Source organism: Actinoplanes oryzae (assembly GCF_030757795.1).
Lineage (GTDB): Bacteria > Actinomycetota > Actinomycetes > Mycobacteriales > Micromonosporaceae > Actinoplanes.
Map to the genome: position 1 here is coordinate 1 of NZ_JAUQWH010000056.1, position 17,121 is coordinate 17,121.

14 protein-coding genes and 1 riboswitch are annotated in these 17,121 nt (G+C 72.3%); of the genes, 9 read left to right on the forward strand and 5 right to left on the reverse strand.

Annotated features, from left to right (window positions below; genetic code table 11):
* Positions 1 to 862, reverse strand: an 862-nt coding sequence (locus RBH18_RS19620) for a choice-of-anchor P family protein (protein ID WP_306209841.1), incomplete at its 3' end; no start/stop codon positions are given.
* Between the two features lie 226 nt (positions 863 to 1,088).
* Between RBH18_RS19620 and RBH18_RS19625 the strand changes: the two genes are divergently transcribed.
* Positions 1,089 to 2,570: a hypothetical protein gene (locus tag RBH18_RS19625; protein WP_306209843.1), complete on the forward strand. Its 1,482-nt coding sequence runs from the start codon at positions 1,089 to 1,091 to the stop codon at positions 2,568 to 2,570.
* Positions 2,567 to 2,998, forward strand: a complete 432-nt coding sequence (locus RBH18_RS19630; RefSeq protein WP_306209845.1) for an MEKHLA domain-containing protein — start codon at positions 2,567 to 2,569, stop codon at positions 2,996 to 2,998. Before RBH18_RS19625 ends, RBH18_RS19630 begins: the two co-directional genes overlap by 4 nt.
* On the opposite strand, the gene RBH18_RS19635 is transcribed toward RBH18_RS19630, so the two are convergent.
* Positions 2,979 to 3,659: an ATP-binding cassette domain-containing protein gene (locus tag RBH18_RS19635; protein ID WP_306209847.1), complete on the reverse strand. Its 681-nt coding sequence runs from the start codon at positions 3,657 to 3,659 to the stop codon at positions 2,979 to 2,981. The two genes, RBH18_RS19630 and RBH18_RS19635, sit on opposite strands and share 20 nt — an antisense overlap.
* Positions 3,660 to 3,943: 284 nt before the next feature.
* Between RBH18_RS19635 and RBH18_RS19640 the strand changes: the two genes are divergently transcribed.
* Positions 3,944 to 4,420: a hypothetical protein gene (locus RBH18_RS19640; RefSeq protein WP_306209849.1), complete on the forward strand. Its 477-nt coding sequence runs from the start codon at positions 3,944 to 3,946 to the stop codon at positions 4,418 to 4,420.
* Between the two features lie 22 nt (positions 4,421 to 4,442).
* Here RBH18_RS19640 and RBH18_RS19645 read toward each other — a convergent pair whose 3' ends face one another.
* From RBH18_RS19645 to RBH18_RS19655, 3 genes are all read right to left on the reverse strand, one after another.
* Positions 4,443 to 4,769, reverse strand: a complete 327-nt coding sequence (locus RBH18_RS19645; protein WP_306209851.1) for a TraR/DksA family transcriptional regulator — start codon at positions 4,767 to 4,769, stop codon at positions 4,443 to 4,445.
* A gap of 146 nt (positions 4,770 to 4,915) precedes the next feature.
* Positions 4,916 to 5,242, reverse strand: coding sequence for an STAS domain-containing protein (locus RBH18_RS19650; RefSeq protein WP_306209853.1), 327 nt, complete (start codon positions 5,240 to 5,242; stop codon positions 4,916 to 4,918).
* A 105-nt stretch (positions 5,243 to 5,347) separates the two neighbouring features.
* On the reverse strand, positions 5,348 to 6,064 hold the full coding sequence (locus tag RBH18_RS19655; protein ID WP_306209856.1) for a nicotinamide mononucleotide transporter family protein: 717 nt from the start codon (positions 6,062 to 6,064) through the stop codon (positions 5,348 to 5,350).
* Between the two features lie 59 nt (positions 6,065 to 6,123).
* A riboswitch (FMN riboswitch) is annotated at positions 6,124 to 6,254 on the reverse strand.
* 239 nt (positions 6,255 to 6,493) lie between these two features.
* Here RBH18_RS19655 and RBH18_RS19660 point away from each other — a divergent pair.
* The 6 genes from RBH18_RS19660 to RBH18_RS19685 all read left to right on the forward strand — a co-directional run bounded on the left by RBH18_RS19660 (position 6,494) and on the right by RBH18_RS19685 (position 17,116).
* Complete coding sequence (locus RBH18_RS19660) at positions 6,494 to 7,552, forward strand: serine/threonine-protein kinase (protein WP_306209858.1); 1,059 nt, start codon at positions 6,494 to 6,496, stop codon at positions 7,550 to 7,552.
* Positions 7,553 to 7,733: 181 nt separating this feature from the next.
* Entirely contained in the window at positions 7,734 to 10,667 is a 2,934-nt protein-coding gene (locus RBH18_RS19665) for a glycoside hydrolase family 3 protein (protein ID WP_306209861.1), read from the forward strand.
* A 2-nt stretch (positions 10,668 to 10,669) separates the two neighbouring features.
* Positions 10,670 to 13,474: a beta-galactosidase gene (locus RBH18_RS19670; RefSeq protein WP_306209862.1), complete on the forward strand. Its 2,805-nt coding sequence runs from the start codon at positions 10,670 to 10,672 to the stop codon at positions 13,472 to 13,474.
* 40 nt (positions 13,475 to 13,514) lie between these two features.
* Complete coding sequence (locus RBH18_RS19675; protein WP_306209923.1) at positions 13,515 to 14,525, forward strand: LacI family DNA-binding transcriptional regulator; 1,011 nt, start codon at positions 13,515 to 13,517, stop codon at positions 14,523 to 14,525.
* A gap of 104 nt (positions 14,526 to 14,629) precedes the next feature.
* Positions 14,630 to 15,655: a hypothetical protein gene (locus RBH18_RS19680; RefSeq protein ID WP_306209864.1), complete on the forward strand. Its 1,026-nt coding sequence runs from the start codon at positions 14,630 to 14,632 to the stop codon at positions 15,653 to 15,655.
* Positions 15,656 to 15,808: 153 nt separating this feature from the next.
* Complete coding sequence (locus RBH18_RS19685) at positions 15,809 to 17,116, forward strand: extracellular solute-binding protein (protein ID WP_306209866.1); 1,308 nt, start codon at positions 15,809 to 15,811, stop codon at positions 17,114 to 17,116.
* Positions 17,117 to 17,121 lie beyond the last annotated feature (5 nt).

Consider the following 17,121-nt stretch of genomic DNA (forward strand, 5'->3'; position numbering starts at 1 on the left):
CGCCGGTCACCGAGCAGCTGCCGCCGCCGGTCACGGTGGGCGTCCCGAGCGTGTAGCCGGCGGGCGGCACGGGGATGCGGATCGTGGTGTTCGGCGCGGCGACGTCCCCGGTGTTGGTCACGGTGACCCGCGGCGTCCCGGTCTCGCCCGGCGCCAGGTTGGCGGCGGCCAGGGTGACCGCCCCGAGCTTCACGATGCCCGAGCAGGTCGACTCGGCGACGATCACCGAGCCGCCGGCCACGACGGCCAGGCCGCCCAGCAGATCGAGATCCACCGCCCGGACGGTGTAGTCGAGCCGGCCGGTCGTGGTGTTGTAGGCGGCGATCCGGTGGTCGATCGTGCCGGTGAGCACGCCCGGCACGCTGATCGCGAGGTTGGCGTCGGGGTTGACGTTCGCCCCGGCGACGGTCAGGTTGGCGACGTCGGTCGTCGTGGTGATCCCGGCGGCCGTCATCTGGCAGGTCGTCTGGATCGCGCCGGTGGTCAGCGCCCCGAGCACGTTGAGCCCCGCGGTGCCCGCCTGCGCCCGCCCGCCGCCCGGCGCCGCCGTCCCGACCGCCGTGGTCACCGCCCCGACGTTGAGCAGCTGGGGCAGGAGCCCGCCGCCCAGCGTGGCGCCGGCGGTCGTCCCGGAGGAGTCGGCCTGCCCGGTCGTCCACGTGCGCGCCGGGCTGGGTAGCGCGAGCGTCAGCGGCAGCCCGCCGGAGAGCAGGCTGATGGTCGCCCTGACCCCCTGGGCCGTCGTGTTGATCGGCCCGGCAGCGGCGTACGCCGCGATGGGCGGCCCCACCAGGACCACCACCAGCAGGGTGGCCGTCGCCAGCGCCACCCGTTTCGTCATCTCAAGCGCCCACGTCGCCACGTGGCGAACACTAGGACCCCAGAAACGAACAGTCTTCGTTTTTCGTATTTTCCGGACGACCGGCCGGTCCGGCAACCGGTTGCCACGCGTTTCCGCAGGTCAGGGCGGTTTTTCCAGGGGGCTCGAAGCGGCTTCCGTTTCGGGCAGATCCGGGGGGCTTCGCGGGCATGAGCGTGTGTCCGGATTCCGCTCGGGGCGTCCGGGCGGTGGGATCTGCGGTATGGCTGTGACGACGCAAGAGCTGGATTTCGAGACGACCGTCTTCGACAAGGAGTACATCTCGCTGAACGGGACGCGGGAGGGGATCGTCGTCGGGGGGAGGGACCTCTTCGAGCGGCTGCCCCGGGCGTTCGAGGGGCTGAACCAGATCGCGGTGATCGGGTGGGGGCCGCAGGGGTCGGCGCAGGCGCAGAACCTGCGGGACTCGCTGGACGGCCGGGTGAAGGTCGTGGTCGGGCTGCGGGAGGGCTCCTCGTCGTTCGAGGCGGCGCGGGCCGCGGGCTTCGCCGAGGCCGACGGGACGCTGGGCGAGATGTTCGAGGTCATCCGGGCCTCGGACATGGTGCTGCTGCTGATCTCGGACGCCGCGCAGGTCGCGTTGCACGAGCAGGTGTTCGCGGCGCTGCGCCCGGGCGCCACGCTGGGGTTGTCGCACGGGTTCCTGCTCGGCTATCTCGAGCAGCGCGGCAGCGGCTTCCCCGAGGGCATCGACGTGGTCGCGGTGTGCCCGAAGGGGATGGGCGCCTCCGTGCGCGCGCTCTACCTGCAGGGTGCCGAGACGAACGGCGCCGGGATCAACGCGAGCTTCGCGGTGCAGCAGGACGTCAGCGGCAAGGCGGTCGAGCGGGCGCTGGGCTGGTCGGTCGGGCTCGGGGCGCCGTACACGTTCCGGACGACCCTGCGCTCGGAGTACCTGTCCGACCTGACCGGCGAGCGCTCGATCCTGCTCGGCGGGGTGCACGGGATCGTCGAGTCGCTCTACCGGCGGCTGCGCGAGCAGGGGCTGGACGAGACGGACGCCTACCGGCACTCGGTGGACTGCGTGACCGGGCCGATCTCGCGGATCGTGTCCAAGGAGGGGCTGATCGGGCTCTACCGCGCGTTCGGCGGCGACGACAAGGAGACGTTCGCCAAGGCGTACGCGGCCGCCTATCCCGTGGGCCTGGAGCTGACCCACGAGATCTACGACGAGGTCGCGTCGGGCAACGAGATCCGCAGCGTGATCCTGGCCGGCGAGCGGCTCGGCCGGTTCCCGATGGGCAAGATCGACCAGGGCGACATGTGGCGGGCCGGCGCGGTGGCGCGGCAGAGCCGGGACGACGACCGGCTGCCGCTCGACCCGTTCACGGCCGGGACGTTCTGCGGCGTGATGATGGGCCAGATCGACACGTTCGTCGAGAAGGGACACCCGTACTCGGAGATCGCGAACGAGTCGGTGATCGAGGCGACGGACTCGCTCAACCCGTACATGCACGCCCGTGGCGTCTCGTTCATGGTGGACAACTGCTCGACGACCGCGCGGCTGGGCTCGCGCAAGTGGGCGCCGCGCTTCGACTACCTGCTGACACAGACGGCGTACCCGGCGGTGGATCACAAGACCGCGGTGCTGGACACGACGCTGATCGAGTCCTTCGAGGAGCACCCGATCCACGAGGTGCTGGCCATCTGCGCCCGGATGCGGCCCTCGGTCGACATCTTCGTGCAGTGACGCGCGACGCGGCCTTCGCGCAGCTCCTCGACCGCAGCTACACCGGGCTGCTCGGCAGGCCGCTGGTCCCGGCGGGGGCGGACAAGGCCACCTGGCTGTACGAGGCCCCCGCCGCCCTGCTCGCCCACGACACCTCCGAGGACCCGCTCTTCGTCTACGCCAACCGGGCGGCGCAGCGGCTCTTCGGATACGACTGGGACGAGTTCGTGGGCCTGCCGTCCCGGCTGAGCGCCGGCGACGAGGACCGGGGATCCCGCCAGGAGTTCCTGGACACGGTCGCGCGGCAGGGCTATGCCGAGCACTACCGGGGCCGGCGGGTCGCGAAGGACGGCCGGGTCTTCTGGATCGAGGACGTGACGCTCTGGAACCTCGCCCACGACGACGGCTCATCGGCCGGGCAGGCCGCCCTCATCCGGCGCTGGAGCTGACCGGCGGGTCGTCGCCCGGGCTGCGCGCGCCGGTCAGGTGCAGCAGCTCGTCGGCGCCGGCGGGCGCGGTGTCCTCGGCCCAGACCACCGCGAGCCCGTCGGCGCGCAGCCGGGACACCGTGTTGACGAGGATGTGGCCCTCGGCCGCGGTGAGCCCGCCGGCGATCCCGTCGAGCAGCAGGACCCGCGGCCGGGTGGCGAGGGCCCGGGCCAGCTCGAGGCGCCGGCGGTCCAGCGGCGGCAGCCGCCCGGCGGGCTCCCCGGCCCAGCGGCGGATGCCGGCCCGCTCCAGCGCGTCGGCGGCCGCGGTCTGCGCCCGGTGCCCGCGCAGGCCGCCCCCGGCCTCCGCGGCGGCCAGCACGTTGTCGAAGACGGCCGTCGCGCTGAGCGGGCGCGGCACCTGCGAGGTACGCCCGACGCCCCGCCGCCGCCGCTCGGCCGCCGCCAGCCGCGTCACGTCCTCCCCGGCCAGCCACACCGTCCCCGCGTCGGCGGCGGTCACCCCGCTGAGCAGGTCGAGCAGCGTGGACTTGCCCGCCCCGTCCGGTCCCAGCACGCCCAGGACGTGTCCCGCCTCGGCGCGCAGGGACACGTCTGCGGTCACCACGAGCGCCCCGTAGCTCTTCCGCAGTCCCTCCGCGCGGAGCACCGGCTCGGTCACCGGGCACGCACCCTCGTCCGGGCACCCGTCCGCGGCCCGGCGGCAGCTGCGCGGGCCCGTCGGCCGCCGGTCGGCAGGCACGGGCGGCTGAGCGCTCCATTCATGGCGGCGGCTCCCCCCGACGACGCCCCCTGGATAGCCCGTCGCCGATGATCGAAGCAAGACCGCTGTGGCCGTACGGAAAAACCGGCTTTTCGCGGAGGGACAGGGGTGCAACTACTCGGAGTCTCCTGTTTGACACTTTCCGTACCCTGAGGGCCCCTTCTCACCATCGGGACGGAACCGTGGACGGTCAAGCAATCGGCACCGCCATCGCAGGTCTGGGGCTCATGTTCGTCGCCGTGTCGACCTGGCTCCAATTCGGGGAAAGTCGCAAGGGCCGCCGTCTTGTCGAGTACCAGATCAGCGCCGAGCTCAACCAGCGCGTGGATCACCTGCTCCCCGAACTGTCTCGCGTGCTGGCGGTGCCGGAGGATCACGTGGAGCCGGACAAGAGATTCCTCTTCGTGCGCTTCTCCCTGACCTATGCCCAGGCGTGGAAGGCCGCGCGGCTCGGCCTGCACCGGGACGACGACTGGGACGGGCTGCGCAGCGAGTTCGCGTACTGGGCGGAACAGCCGGAAGCCGTCCGGGCCTGCGCCGAGCTACGCCGGACCCCGGAGGGTTGGCCGGCCGGCTTCTTCGCGTTCGTCGACGCCGAGGTGGCGTTGTTGCGGCGCAGGAGGGCGCTCAGGTCACCTGTCCCGGCGCGACCGGCGTGAGTGCCACGCCGGCCCGGAGGGTTCAGGCGCAGGCGATGCAGTGGCGGGCGAACGGGCGGACCTCGAGCCGCTCGGCGCCGATGGGGCGGCCACAGTGCTCGCAGGTGCCGTAGGTGCCGTCGGCCACCCGGCGCAGCGCGTCGTCGACCTCGGCGACCCGGGTGCGGGCGGCGGTCAGCAGCGCGGTCAGCTGCGCCCGCTCGTAGCCGATGGTCGCGCCCTCCGGGTCGTGCTCGTCGTCGGCGTTGGAGTCGCGCGACGCCGCGAAGAGCGCGCGCAGGTCACGGTCGAGCTCGGCCGCCTCCGCCTCGGCGGCCGCCCGCAGGCGCACCAACTCGTCCCCGGCCATGACCCCAGCCTAGCCGCCCCACCAGCACGAACCGGCCGCGAAGCCGGCCCGTGGCCAGACCGTCGGCCGCGAAACCGGCCATGGCCAGGCCGCCGGCTGCGAAACCGGCCCGAGGCCGCGCGGCCGGCTGCGAAACCGGCCCGGGGTCAGGCCGCCGGCTCGCGCAGCCGGTCGTGGGGCAGGCCCGCGGCGGTCAGCTGCCGGGCCAGCTCCGGCGTCGCCGCGTGCACGAAGACCGCGACCTGGTGGTCGTCGCCCAGGTGGCAGGCGGCGGCGAGGGTGCCCGCGTTGATGGGGTCGAGGGCGGCGACGTCGTGCAGGTCGAGGACCAGGCGCAGCGGCCGGATGGTGCGCACCGCGTGCACGAGCGTGGTGCGCAGATCGACCGCGTCGCCGGCGTCCAGGCAGCCGTGCGGCTGCACCACCAGGGTGCCGTCCGATGTGGTCTCGACGTCGACGGTGGACGTGGCCATCTGCTCTCCCGTTACCCGCTGTCGGCAGTGGGGCAAGCCTAGGGAAACCGCCCGGCAACGTCGAGCCGGTCCGGAAGAATTCACCTCGTCACGGCGCGGTAACGACTACGCGACGGTCTCCATGGCGGGGGAGTCGAGGCGCGGCGGCGGCGTGGTGCGCGACAGCCGCAGCCAGACGACGAAGCCCCAGATGACGAAGGCCGCGTAGACGGCGTACAGGACGGCGGACGGGTAGTAGCGGAAGTGCAGCAGCTCCGGCACCCCGACCAGGTCGACGGCGATCCAGCAGAGCCAGAACTCGACCCAGCCGCGGGCCATGGCGTAGGTGGCGAGGATCGAGCCGACGAAGATCCAGGAGTCGGCGAGGTAGTACCACCACGGCACCGGGAAGCCGGCGCCGATCTCGCGGAAGATCAGGAAGCAGGCCGCCACGGCGAGCAGGGCGGCGGAGCCGAGGATCACGCGCTGCCGGGTCGTCGCCCAGTGCGGGACGACCGCCGGGCCGCCGGACGCCTTGCGGTTGCGCCGCCAGGCCCACCAGCCGTACCCGCTGGTGATGATGAAGAAGACCTGGCGCGAGGCCTGGCCGTAGAGCGGGGTGCCCTGGTCGTTGCCGAGGGCCTGGCCCAGGAAGACGGTGAGGAGCAGCACGTTGCCGACGATGCCGACCGGCCAGGCCCAGGCGTTGCGGCGCAGGCCGAAGAGCGCGGAGCCGAGGCCGAAGGCGTTGCCGACGATCTCGCGCCAGTAGATCGCCTGGGTGTCCGTCACCTGCCACCGGGCGTCGTAGAACCAGGTGAGCAGGTCGTTGATCCAGGCCATCGGGGCCACCTCCGTGCGGACGAAGGTGCACGCCGGGGCGGACCGCGCACGGGGACGAGCAGCGTGTCGCCTCCCTTCCGGACTTTCACCGTCGGTCCCGGAATTCCACCGGGTCAACCGGCCGCCGGCTGCGGTCGGGTCGCGGACTGTCACCGCCGGTTCGGACTCGCACCGACCCCGGGACACGCGGCAAACTTTGTTGCCGGAGCAAATACTAGACCCATTTTCCCTGGTACGCGTCCTGAGCGACGAAGGACACAGGCTCAACGACCCGGCCGGACCAGGGTGACGGACCGGGTGACAGCCGTGCGCTGATCGGACAATCCGGCGCCCCGGCGTTGCCTCGCGGGCGGACAGCGGCGACCATCGGCGACGGCAGCCGTGCCGGGAGGGTCCCGGAGAGCGCGACAGGCCGGGAGGATCGCCGCTGTGCCGCACACCCCCGAACCTGGCGCCGCCGAGCTGAACGGCCGGCTGGTCGGCAGCTCGTACGTGCTCATCTGCCCGGTGGGCCGCGGCGCGACCGGCACGGTCTGGCGCGGGCTGGAGAGCGCCACCGGCGACCCGGTCGCCGTCAAGCTCATGCACGAGGGGCTGCTCGGGCAGCCCGGCATGGTCACCCGCTTCGTGCAGGAGCGCTCGATCCTCAAGCGGGTCCGCCACGAGCACGTGGTCGGCGTCCGCGACCTGTTCAGCGTGGGCGAGTCGCTCGGCCTGGCCATGGAGTACGCCGGCGGCGGCAGCCTGCGCGACAAGCTGCACCGCGACGGGCCGTTGCCGCCCGCCGAGGCCGCCCGGCTCCTGGCCCAGGCGGCGGCCGCGCTGCGCGTGGCGCACGAGCTCGGCGTCGTGCACCGCGACATCAAGCCGGACAACATCCTGCTGTCGGCCCGCGGCGACGTCCGGCTCTCCGACTTCGGCATCGCCCGGGTCCTCGACCAGCCCGGCGTGACCTCCGGGCACATTGTCGTCGGCACCCCGCACTACATGGCGCCGGAGGCGATCAGCGGCGGCGAGGCCGACCCGGCCGCCGACGTCTATGCCGTGGGGGTCGTCCTCTTCGAGCTGGTCACCGGGCGCACGCCGTTCACCGGAGAGCGCTTCGCGGTGCTGCAGGGCCACCTCGACCACCGGCCGCGGCGCCCGGTGGGCCTGGACGACGAGCTGTGGGCCGTGATCGCCCGCTGCCTGGAGAAGCAGCCGCGGCGCCGGCCGGACGCGCAGGCGCTGCACCACTCGCTGCTCCGGCTCGCCGCCCGGCTGGAGGGCGTTCCGGCGCTGCCGGCCCCCATGGCCCCGCCGTTGCGGGCGACGCCGCCGCCCGTGCCGAGGCAGAAGCCGCGGCGCCCGCCGAACCGCGCCCGGGACTGGGCGTGGGGCCGCAAGCCGCTCGCGCTGCTGATCCTGATGGCGCTCTCCGCCGCGGCGCTGCCCGCCGCCGTGGGCCCGGTCCGGGTGGACCGCGCCCAGGTGCGCCAAGCCGCATAATTCGACCGCGTTACCGGCACATTTCGGCCCGGCTATTGAGCAAGGCATCGCGCGCCATCTATGGTTGGCGCTCGTCCAGCCCTTTTCCGCCGCCTCCCTGCCCACCCCGTAGTCGAAGCGCTTCGACGGCTCCCACCAGCACCTCCGGAGCCCGCCCGGGCGCGAGCGAGGACGAAGGACCATGCGAAAAGTCGAATTCCGGCGCGCGCTCGCCGCCGCCGCCCTCCTGCTGCTCACGCTGGCCGCGGTGCCCGGCCGGGCGCTGGCCGCCGAGCCCGCCCCGCCGTTCCGCGACCCGTCGCTGCCCCTGCAGACCCGCGTCGCCGACCTGGTCGGCCGCCTGACGCTCGACGAGAAGATCTCGCTGCTGCACCAGTACCAGCCCGCGATCCCGCGGCTGGGCATCAAGCTCTTCAAGGCCGGCACCGAGGCCCTGCACGGCATCGCGTGGTCGAACGACGTCGACCACAACGGCGACGTCGTCACCGCGACCGGCACCGTCTTCCCGCAGCCGGTCGGCCTGGCCAGCACCTGGGACCCCGCGCTGCTCGAGCGCGTGGGCAACGCCGTGGGGGACGAGGCCCGCGGGTACAACAAGATCAACGACCGGGTGTGGGGGCTCAACCTCTGGGCGCCGGTCGTCAACCTGCTGCGCGACCCGCGGTGGGGACGCAACGAGGAGGGCTACTCCGAGGACCCGTTCCTGACCGGGGAGATCGCCACCGCGTACGGCACCGGCCTGACCGGCGGCGACCCCGACCACCTCAAGACCGCGCCGACGCTCAAGCACTACCTCGCGTACAACAACGAGGCCCGCCGCGACGTCAGCTCCTCGAACCTGCCGCAGCGCGTGCTCAACGAGTACGACCGCGCGGCGTTCGAGCCGGCCCTGCGAGCCGACGCCGCCACCGGCGTGATGGCCTCGTACAACCTGGTCAACGGCCGTCCCGCCACCGTGGACCCGGACCTGGCCGGGCTCGAGCGCGGCTGGAGTGACTACCCGCTGTTCAACGTCACCGACGCCTACGCGCCATACAACCTGACCGGCTCGCAGCAGTACTTCGCGACGCAGGCCGAGGCGAGCGCGGCGATCATCAAGGCCGGGCTGGACAGCTTCACCGTGGACAACACCGACGGCGGCCCCACGATCGCGTCGGTCAAGGCGGCGCTCGCCCAGGGCCTGCTGACCGAGGGCGACATCGACAAGGCGGTGGGCCACGCGCTGAGCATCCGGTTCCGGCTGGGCGAGTTCGACCCGGACGGCGGCCCGTACGCCGGGATCGGTCCCGAGGTCGTCGACAGCCCCGCGCACCGCGCGCTCGCCCGGGAGGCCGCCGCCGAGGCCGCGGTGCTCCTCAAGAACCAGAAGCAGGCGCTGCCGCTGAGGCAGGGCGGCAAGGTCGCGGTAGTCGGCCCGCTGTCCGGCACCCTCTACAACGACTGGTACGGCGGGAAGCTCCCGTACCAGGTCACGGTGACCGACGGCATCCGCGAGCGCGCCTCGGCCGTCACGCAGAGCGAGGGCTCCGACCGCATCGCCCTCAAGGACGTCGCCACCGGCCGGTACGTGACCGCGGCCGGCACCACCGACGCGACGCCCGTGACCGTGACCGGCACCGGCGCCACGGCGAACGCGCAGTTCGACGTGGTCGACTGGGGCCAGGGCGTCGTGACGCTGCGCAACGTCGGCACCGGGCGCTACCTGGGCTCGGGCGGCGGCGGCTTCGTCACCCGCGACGAGCAGCCCTCCGGCTGGTACGTCCAGCAGCAGTTCAAGCTCGAGGACCAGCCCGACGGCACGGTCGTCCTGCGCTACGCCGGCTACGAGACCAGCGAGAGCTGGTTCGGGTCCAACGTCTACCTGACCGTGGCCGCGGACGGCCGGCTGGTGCTCGGGTCGCCGGACGCCGCCGGGGCCGCCCACTTCACCCGCGAGGTGCTCGTGGACGGCATCGCCCAGGCGGTGGCCGCCGCCAAGGCGTCCGACACCGCCGTGGTCGTGGTCGGCAGCATGCCGTTCATCAACGGCCGCGAGATCAAGGACCGCAGCAGCACGGCCCTCGCGCCCCGGCAGAGCGACCTGGTGAAGGCCGTCCTGAGGGCGAATCCGAAGACGATCGTGGTGCTGCAGACCAGCTACCCCGACAGCATCACGTGGGAGCAGCAGCACGTGCCGGCGATCCTGTGGACCACGCACGCCGGCGCCGAGACCGGCCACGCGGTCGCGGACGTCCTCTACGGCAGGGTCAACCCGTCCGGGAAGCTGACCCAGACCTGGTACCGCTCCGACGACCAGCTGCAGCCCGACCTGTACGAGTACGACATCATCGGCAGCGGGCAGACGTACCTGTACTCAAAGGCGAAGCCGCTGTATCCCTTCGGGCACGGCTTGTCGTACGCGTCGTTCCAGTACTCGAACCTGAAGGTGCGCGGCACGACGGTCACCGTGGACGTCACCAACACCGGCAAGGTCACCGGCGACGAGGTCGTGCAGCTCTACACCCACCAGCGGACGTCCCGCGACGTGCAGCCGGTCAAGGAGCTGCGCGCCTTCGCGAAGGTGACCGTGGCCCCCGGGCGTACCCGGACGGTGTCCCTGCGCTTCGACCGCGACGACCTCGCGCACTGGGACGTCACCCGGCAGCGCTGGGTCGTCGAGACGGCCACGCACGACGTGCTGGTCGGGTCGTCCTCGGCCGACATCCGGGCGCGCGGCTCGCTGGCGGTGCGCGGTGAGACGATCCCGCCGCGCGACCTGACCCGGACCACGCGGGCCGAGGCTTTCGACACCTACTCCGGCGTCCGGCTCGTGGACGAGACCAAGGCACGGGGTACGGCCGTCGGGTCCACGGCCGACGGCCAGTGGGCCGGATACAAAGACGCCCGGTTCGGGCGCACGTTCACCGCTTCGGTGGCCAAGGAGTCGGCAGGTGCCGGATCGCTGGAGATCCGCCGGGGCTCCCCGAAGGGACCGCTGCTCGGCAAGGTCTCCGTGCCGAGCACCGGAAGTCGCTACACGTACACGACCGTCACCGCGCCGGTGTCCCGGGGCAGCGGCGACCTCTACCTCGTGCTGAGCAACGGCGTGCGCGTCGCCGACTTCCGGGTGGGCTGACCATGCGCCGGTTGCTCACCACACTGATCGTGGCCGTCCTGGGCGTCGCGGGGCTGTCCCTGCCCGCCCAGGCGGCCCCGGCCGCCCCCTCCCGGGTCGCCTACGACGCGCATTCGCTCACGGTGGACGGTGAGCGCGTGTTCGTCCGCGCAGCCGAGTTCCACTACTTCCGGCTGCCGAGCCCGGCCCTGTGGCGCGACATCCTGGAGAAGTACAAGGCGGCCGGCTTCAACACCGTCTCGCTCTACTTCAGCTGGGCGTACCACTCGCCGAAGCGCGGGGTGTACGACTTCACCGGCGTCCGCGACGTCGACAGGCTGCTTCGTACGGCGGAGGATCTGGGGTTGTGGGTCGTCGCCCGGCCCGGTCCCTACATCAACGCCGAGACCAGCGGCGGCGGCTTCCCCGCGTGGCTCAAGCGGGTCCCGGGGCGGGCGCGGAGCAGCGAGGCCGGCTACACGCGGGCCTACCAGGAGTGGCTCGCCCACATCAACCCGATCATCGCGAAGCACCAGGTGGACCGCGGCGGCAGCGTGCTGCTCTACAACGTCGAGAACGAGTACCAGGCGAACACCGACGCGCGGTACATGCAGGACCTGCAGGACACCGCGCGGGCGGACGGCATCACCGTGCCGATCACCACGAACGTGTGCTGCGACGCGGCGTCGTGGGCCTCGACGTGGGGGTCGGGGCTCGGTGCCGTGCAGATCCCGGGGGTGGACGACTATCCCCAGACGTTCGAGTGTCAATCCGCGTCGGCCGTCTGGGGCGACTGGGGTGAGGGCGTCACCGAGCGGATCCGCGCCGACGCGCCCGGATATGCCGCCGAGTATCAGGCCGGGGCGATCGACCTCAACAACGCCGGGTATGACAAATGCCGTGATCTGACCGGCGTGCCGTACATGAAGTACTTCCAGAAGAACAATCTGATCGCGTCGGGATCCACGCTGCTGAGCTACTACATGGGCTTCGGCGGCACCAACTGGGGCTGGCTCGGGCAGCCGAACGACGTCTACACCAGCTACGACTACGGCGCCGCGATCACCGAGACGCGGCAGCTGACGGACAAGTACGACGAGTTCAAGCGGCAGAACTACTTCCAGCGTGCCGTCACACCGCTCACCTCGACGGACGCGGCGGCGGGACCGGCGTCGAGCTCGCCCGCGCTGTCCACCGCGGCGCGGGTCAATACCGCGGAGGGTACGCAGATCGTCCTCCTGCGCCACACGGATCGTGCCGCCACGACCGACGACACCGCGACGCTGGACTGGTCCACGCCGGACGGCCGCTACCAGGTGCCCGTGCGGCTGATCGGCCGCGACGCGAAGCTGTTCCTCGCCGGCTACGACCTGGGCGGCCAGCGGCTCGTCTACTCCACCTCGGAGCTGCTGACCCACGAGCCGATCGGCGGTCGCGACGTCGCCGTGCTCTACGGCACCGACGGCACCGCGGGGGAGGCGGTGCTGCGCTACGCGAGCCGTCCGCGGGTGACCGTCCTCGACGGCGCCGTCTCGTCGTCCTTCGCGAACGGCGACCTGCGCCTGAGCTACACCCACCGCGGCCTCGCCCGGGTGCTGATCACCGGCGGTGGACGCCGGCCTCTGCTGCTCATGCTCGGTACCGACGCGACCGCCGCGACCTTCTGGCGGGCGGACACGGCGGCAGGGCCCGTCCTCGTCCGCGGCACCGACCTGCTCCGGTCCGCGTCCGCCGACCGGCACGGGCTGTCCCTGCGCGCCGACACCGCCGCGCCGCAGCCGATCGAGATCTGGGCGGACAGGCCGGGAGCGGTCACCGTCAACGGGTTGCGGATCAACACGAACGCCACGGCCGCCGGCTCGGTCACCGGCCGGCTGCCCGGCCCGGCGAAGGTCACGCTGCCGCGGCTCGACGGGTGGCGCGGGCAGGCCGAGGCGCCGGAGGCGCGGCCCGGCTTCGACGACAGCCGGTGGCGGATCGCCGATGCGGGACTGCCGTCGGACGACTACGGGTTCCACAGCGGCGCCGTCTGGTACCGGGGCAGGTTCACCGCCACGGGCGCCGAGACCGGCATCGACCTGAACGCGATCACCGGCCGCCGGGGCGTCTACCTGGTGTGGCTCGACGGGCGCTACCTCGGCTGGGCGGCGGGCGGCACCCAGGCCGACTCCGACGCGCCGATCAATCCTGATCCGGGGCCGGGGCATTTCGCCGTACCGGAAGGGGCCTTGAAGGCCGGGCAGCAGGCGGTCGTGTCGGTGCTCGTGCAGAACATGGGCAACAACGACGACTGGACCGCCGACGACAACCGCTTCCGGCAGCCGCGCGGGCTCGTGCGGGCGTCGGTCGCCGGCGGCGGCCCGGTCACCTGGCGCCTCCAGGGCGCCCGCGGCGGCGAGGACCTGCCCGACCCGGTGCGGGGGCCGCTCAACCTCGGCGGCCTCTACGGCGAGCGGGCCGGCTGGACGCTGCCGGGGCACTTCTCCTGGCCGCGAGCGGACTGGGCGGTGCCGGCCGGGGTGACCTGGTTCCGGACGACCTTCGCGCTCGACCTGCCGCGCGGTCAGGACACGTCGGTGGCGCTGCGGTTCCCGGGCACCCCGCCGGCCGGGCAGCGGGTGCAGCTGTTCCTCAACGGCTGGAACCTCGGGCACTACGGCGGGCAGATCGGGCCGCAGACCGGCTTCGTGCTGCCCGCCGGGGTGCTGAACGAGCACGGGCCCAACACCCTCGCGCTGAGCGTGGTCGCCACCACCGCCGGTACGGTCACGCCGCCCGTCCTGGTGACCGCGGGCACACAGCGTGGCGGGGCGGCGGGGAATCGTTAGGATCCCGATGAGTACTGACAGGCTCGGCGGGGGAGAGGCGATGCCGACGATCAGCGATGTCGCCCGGGCGGCCGGGGTCTCGATGAGCACGGTGTCGTACGTGCTCAGCGGCCGCCGCCGCATCTCCGCCGAGACCAGCGCCCGGGTCCGCGCCGCCATCGCCGACCTGGGCTACCACCCGCACGCCGGGGCGCGCGCCCTGGCGAGCAGCCGGACCAGCGTCCTGGCCCTCGTGGTGCCGCTGCGCGCCGACGTCAACGTGCCCGTGATCATGCAGTTCGTGACCGCGGTCGTGACGGCGGCGCGCGCGGTCAACCACGACGTGCTGCTGCTGACCAAGGACGAGGGCACCGCGGGCCTGGAGCGGGTCGCCGGGGCCACGATGGTCGACGCGCTGATCCTCATGGACGTCGAGGGCGACGACGTGCGCATCCCGGCGCTGGGCGGGCTCAAGCAGCCGTCCGTCCTGATCGGGCTGCCCGACGACGCGGCCGGGATCGCGTGCGTGGACCTGGACTTCGCGGCCACGGCTCGCGAGTGCCTGGCGCACCTGGCGGGTCACGGGCACCGCCGGGTCGCCCTGGTCGGGCCGTCGCCGGCGGTCTACGAGCGCGGGACGACGTACGCGGGGCGCTTTCTCGGGGGTTTCACCAAGGCCGCGGACGAGCTCGGCGTGCAGGCGGTGGCGCACTCGTGCGAGCCGGGCACCACCGGCGTCCGCGACTGCCTGGCCTGGATCGACACCGAGCAGCCGGGCACGACGGCCCTGGTCGTGCACAACGAGGAGGCCCTCGGGCCGCTGCTCGAGGAGCTGCGCGCCCGGGGCCGCCGCATCCCGCAGGACCTGTCGATCGTGGCGGTCTGCCCCCGCGACGTGGCGGTGGCCGGCCCGGTGGCGCTGACCTCGGCCGACATCCCGGCCCACGAGGTCGGCACGCTGGCCGTCCAGACCGCCATGGACCTGCTCGACGGGCGCCCGGCGCCGGGGGCCCGCCTGCTGCCCCCGATCCTGGTCGAGCGGGACAGCTGCGCGGCGCCCTCCCGAGCCTGAGCTGTTGCCCTTGCGGTCCACTGCCGGGGCAGACCCGTCGCCCGTGAAGGCACAGCTGCGTCCGGCGGCCCGGGCCGCGCGGCGCCCGGATCTAGGCTGGCCGGATGAGAGCCACCCGCCGGACCGACGAGCGCATCCCTTCGCAGCGGACCACGCCGGCGCGGGAGCCGGCCCGGGCCGCGGGCGTGCCGCTCGGCGCCCTGGAGCTGCAGCGCCTGATCGGCAACCGGGCGACCGGCGAGGTGCTGCGTGGCGGGCCCGCACCGGCCACGGCGGCGCCGGTCGTGCAGCGGGTGCTCGGGCCCGATGACGACCCGCAGCAGCTGATGACCGACAGATACTGGCGCGAGAAGCACAAGACCGAGCTGCTGAAGGCCGGCCCGTCGGGGAGCGGCAAGGCGAAGAAGGGCGCCAAGGCCGTGAGCCCGGAGAAGGCCGCCGACCAGACCCTGACCGACCTCAAGACGGACAGCAAGTTCTGGAACGACAAGGGCCGCAAGCCCAAGGGCGGCAACAAGCGCCGGGCGGAAGACGTGGCCGCCGAGGTCGGGCAGGCGCTGCTCGCCGAGATCGCCAAGCGCGCGGCCGACGGGGACACGGGCCGGCTCAAGGTCTTCCGGGCCATGACGCCGGAGGAGGCCACCGCGATCCTGGCCTGGGCCCCGATCCGGCCGGCGGTCGAGGCGAAGATCGCCGCCGGCACGACCATGGAGCAGCTGCGCGCCGACTACGGCGACGACTCCTTCGTGGTGCCGGTGAAGAACCACCTCGGCGACGTGGGACAGGTCGGCAACTACTTCGCGGACGCCGGGGCGGCCGCCGGCAACAAGATGCTGGAGTTCACCATCAAGCCGGGCGCGGCGGAGCTGCTGTTCAGCCCCGACTACATGGCGCCCGCAGCCTCGGGCAAGGGCGCGACGCGCAACCTCGTGGCGATGGGCGAGCGGTCCGGGCAGCCCTACAAGACGTCGTCGGGCAACGAGGGCGTCCTGCCCGGCTACATCGGGATGAAGCCGGAGCAGCACGGCGACTTCAGCCTGTCGCTCGGCGACAACAATGCCACGCAGCTGCTCTTCCAGCTGTTCCTGGAGGGCGTGCGCGACGTCAGCGCGGAGCACGGCGGCCAGTGACCGGGGCGGCCCGCCGCGGAAATGTCCTGGACACACTGTTGACATCGACGGTGGCGGAAACCTAGCGTCCTCCCCAGTGTCGAAGCGCTTCGACACCGCGATCGTCGAAGCGCTTCGACGACACCCCGGAAGCCACCCCCACGGGAGACCGGCATGGCTCATACCCGACTCAAGGCCGCCGCAGGCTCGCTGCTCCTTCTCGCGTCCCTCGGCCTCACCGCATGCGGATCCAACGGCGAGGGCGACGAGGGCGCCGACGCCAAGACCCTGACCCTCTGGCACTACGAGGGCCCGACCAGCGCCATGGGCATCGCCTGGAACAAGGCGATCGAGCTGTTCAAGAGCAGCCACCCCGGCGTCGAGGTGAAGTTCGAGGAGAAGAGCTTCGAGCAGATCCAGCAGAACGCCGGCATGATCCTCAACTCGGACAGCGCCCCCGACATCCTCGAGTACAACAAGGGCAACGCCACCGCCGGCCAGCTCTCCAAGCAGGGCCTGCTGGAGGACCTGAGCGGCGAGGCGACCTCGCGCGGCTGGGACAAGAAGCTGACCCCCAGCCTGCAGACCACCGCCAAGTACGACGCCGACGGCATCATGGGCAGCGGCAACTGGTACGGCGTGCCCAACTACGGCGAGTTCGTGATGGTCTACTACAACAAGGACCAGTTCGCGAAGTACAAGATCCCGGTGCCGACCACCTTCGCCGAGTTCACCGCGGCGATGGACACGTTCGTCAAGAACGGCGTCACCCCGCTGTCGGTCGGCGGCTCGGAGTACCAGGCGCAGCAGATCATGTACGAGCTGGCGCTGAGCAAGGCCGACCGCGCCTGGGTCGACGACTACCAGCTCTACAAGAACAAGGTGGACTTCCACGGCCCGCAGCTGACCTACGGGGCGCAGACCTTCGCCGACTGGGTCGCCAAGGGCTACATCCCCAAGAACTCCTCCGGCGTCACGGCCGAGGACATGGGCGTCGCGTTCACCCAGGGCAAGTTCCCGATCGTGATCTCCGGCAGCTGGTGGTACGGCCGCTTCGTCAACGAGATCAAGAACTTCCAGTGGGGCACGTTCCTGTTCCCGGGCAACACGCTGCACCCCGGCTCGAGCGGCAACCTGTGGGTCGTGCCGGCCAAGAGCAAGGCCAAGAAGCTGGCGTACGACTTCATCGACATCACCATGCAGCCGGAGGTCCAGAACCTGCTGGGCAACAACGGCGGCGTGCCCGTGGCGGCCGACACGGCGGCGATCAGCGACCCGAAGAACAAGGAGCTGCTCGACCTGTGGACCAAGGTGTCCACGGCCGACGGGCTCGCCTTCTACCCGGACTGGCCGGCGCCCGGCTACTACGACGTGCTCGTCGGCGGGGTGCAGGGGCTGATCAACGGCTCGAAGAAGCCGGACCAGATGCTCGACGAGATCGCCAAGCCGTACCAGGACAACCTGGCGGACCTCGGCAAATGAGCGCC